Source organism: Verrucosispora sp. SN26_14.1, assembly GCF_004307965.1.
Classification (GTDB): Bacteria; Actinomycetota; Actinomycetes; order Mycobacteriales; family Micromonosporaceae; genus Micromonospora.
This window is the reverse complement of record NZ_SISL01000635.1, coordinates 1-2,627: the sequence shown is the minus strand read 5'-3', so window position 1 is coordinate 2,627 and position 2,627 is coordinate 1. Positions and strand designations below refer to the sequence as shown.

Below are 2,627 nucleotides of genomic sequence, written 5' to 3'. Positions count from 1 at the left end.
CCCTGCCCGGTCGGCCCGAGCGCGCACGACCCGTCCGCCTCCGGTCGGTCGGGGTCCGGCCGGGCTGTCGGCCGGTGCCCGGTGGCCCGGTACCCTCGGATGGTGTCTGCCACCTCTCCTGTCGACGACTCCCAGGCGGTGCGTCCGGCGTCGCCCCGCGACCCGGAGCAGCCCGCCGACGGCCGCCGGGTCGCCCTGCTGACCCTGGGCTGTGCCCGTAACGAGGTCGACTCGGAGGAGCTGGCCGCCCGCCTGCACGCCGACGGCTGGCAGGTGACCACCGACGGCGAGGGCGCCGACGTGGTGGTGGTCAACACCTGCGGTTTCGTGGAGAAGGCCAAGCAGGACTCGATCCAGACGCTGCTGGCCGCCGCCGACACCGGCGCCAAGGTGGTCGCGGCCGGCTGCATGGCCGAGCGGTACGGCCGGGAGCTGGCCGACAGCCTCCCCGAGGCGCAGGCGGTGCTCAGCTTCGACGACTACCCGGACATCGCGTCCCGGCTGGACGCGGTCGTGGCCGGGCGGGAGTTCGCCGCGCACACCCCCCGCGACCGGCGGGAGCTGCTGCCGCTGACCCCGGTCGCCCGGCGGGACAGCGCGGTGTCGCTGCCCGGCCACGGCACGGTGGCCGAGGTGGACGAGCACACCCCGGCGCACCTGCGTCCGGTGCTGCGTCGCCGCCTGGACAGCGGTCCGGTGGCCTCGCTCAAGCTGGCCAGCGGCTGCGACCGGCGGTGCACGTTCTGCGCGATCCCGGCGTTCCGGGGCGCGTTCGTCTCGCGTACGCCGGACGAGCTGCTCGCCGAGGCCGAGTGGCTGGCCAAGAGCGGTGTCCGGGAGCTGGTGCTGGTCAGCGAGAACTCCACCTCGTACGGCAAGGACCTGGGCGACCCCCGCGCGTTGGAGAAGCTGCTGCCGCAGCTCGCGGTGATCGACGGCATCGTCCGGGTACGCGTCAGCTACCTCCAGCCGGCCGAGACCCGGCCCGGCCTGGTCGAGGCGATCGCCACCACCCCCGGCGTGGCACCCTACTTCGACCTGTCGTTCCAGCACTCCAGCGAGCCCGTGTTGCGCCGGATGCGGCGTTTCGGCTCCACCGACCGCTTCCTGGACCTGCTGGCCTCGGCCCGTGCCCTGGCGCCGGAGGCCGGGGCGCGGAGCAACTTCATCGTCGGCTTCCCCGGCGAGACCCGCGCCGACTACGAGGAACTGGTCCGTTTCCTCACCGAGGCCCGGCTCGACGCGATCGGGGTCTTCGACTACAGCGACGAGGACGGCACCGAGGCCGCCGGACTGCCCGGCAAGGTCTCCGCCGCCACCATCAAGCGCCGGTATGACAAGCTCAGCGCCCTCGCCGACGAGCTGTGCTCGCAGCGCGCCGAGGACCGCCTCGGCGCCACGGTCGAGGTGCTCGTGGACTCGGTCGACGGCGGCGTGGTCGAGGGGCGGGCCGCGCACCAGGCTCCCGAGGTGGACGGCTCCACCACCCTGGTCGCCCCGGACGGCGGCGGGGTCGACCTGGCCGCGCTGCGCCCCGGTGACCTGGTCCGGGCCACCGTCACCGACACCGAGGGCGTCGACCTGGTCGCCGTACCCGATGAGATGATCTCGGCGGCGCCCGGCGCGACACGGTGACCGCCGGCCAGGAGGAAGCGGGGGAGCGACCAGGTGTGCTGCCGGAGAGCGGGCCGATGACCGAGGCGACGGAGTCCACGCCGCTTCCCGTGGTGGCCCGGGTGGTCCCGGTGGTCAACGCCGCCAACGCGCTGACCGCGCTGCGGCTGCTGCTCGTGCCGGTCTTCGCCGCCTGCGTGGCGGTCTCCGGCATGACGCACGCCGGGTGGCAGACCATCGCCTGCGTGATCTTCGTGGTGGCCTCGGCGACGGACCTGGTCGACGGCTGGATCGCCCGCCGGTTCTCGCTGGTCACCGCGTTCGGCAAGGTGGCCGACCCGATCGCGGACAAGGCGCTCACCGGTGCCGCCCTGCTGCTGCTCTCCTGGTACGGCCAACTGCCCTGGTGGGTGACGGCGGTCATCCTCGCCCGCGAACTGGGCATCACCGCGCTGCGCTTCTGGGTGATCCGGCGCGGGGTGATCGCGGCGAGCCGGGGCGGCAAGGTCAAGACGGCGCTCCAGATCCTCGCCATCACCTGGTATCTCTGGCCGATGCCCGACGGTCTGGCCGTGGTCGGCCCGTGGATCATGGCGGCGGCGGTCGCGGTGACGGTGGTCACCGGGTTCGACTACGTCGCCCAGGCTCTGCGGCTGCGCCGTATCCGCTGATCGGTCGCCCGGCGGTGCGGCGGGTAGACCGCCCGCTCGTCGGGAAGGATGCAGGGCGTGGGTGTCACAGAGGGCGAAGGACAGATGGGCAGCGCGGCGGCCGGTGTGGTGCACCGCCTCACCGAGCGGCGGGAGACCCTCGCCACCGTCGAGTCGCTGACCGGTGGACTGCTGGCCGCCACGATCGTGGAGGTCGCCGGGGCGAGCGCGGTCTACCGGGGCGGGCTGGTGGTGTACGCGACCGAGCTGAAGGAACAGCTCGCCGACGTACCGGCGGATCTGCTGGCGGCGCGCGGCCCGGTGGACGGCGACGTGGCCGCCGCCCTGGCCGAGGGCGGACGG

The 2,627-nt window shown here is 74.0% G+C and carries 3 protein-coding genes; all 3 read left to right on the top strand.

The annotated features are described in order from the left end of the window. Positions 1 to 99 precede the first annotated feature (99 nt). The gene (gene rimO, locus EYA84_RS30230; protein WP_236146047.1) at positions 100 to 1,635 is read left to right on the top strand and encodes a 30S ribosomal protein S12 methylthiotransferase RimO; all 1,536 of its coding nucleotides are present in this window, start codon (positions 100 to 102) and stop codon (positions 1,633 to 1,635) included. 56 nt (positions 1,636 to 1,691) lie between these two features. After that, positions 1,692 to 2,285, top strand: coding sequence for a CDP-diacylglycerol--glycerol-3-phosphate 3-phosphatidyltransferase (gene pgsA, locus EYA84_RS30225; protein WP_131057602.1), 594 nt, complete (start codon positions 1,692 to 1,694; stop codon positions 2,283 to 2,285). 48 nt (positions 2,286 to 2,333) lie between these two features. Next, on the top strand, positions 2,334 to 2,627 hold a 294-nt coding region (locus EYA84_RS30220), incomplete at its 3' end, for a CinA family protein (RefSeq protein WP_236146046.1).

Excerpts from the sequence above, each read along its gene's own strand:
- rimO (WP_236146047.1), top strand. The coding sequence starts at position 100 with ATGGTGTCTGCCACCTCTCCTGTCGACGACTCCCAGGCGGTGCGTCCG.
- pgsA (WP_131057602.1), top strand. The coding sequence starts at position 1,692 with ATGACCGAGGCGACGGAGTCCACGCCGCTTCCCGTGGTGGCCCGGGTG.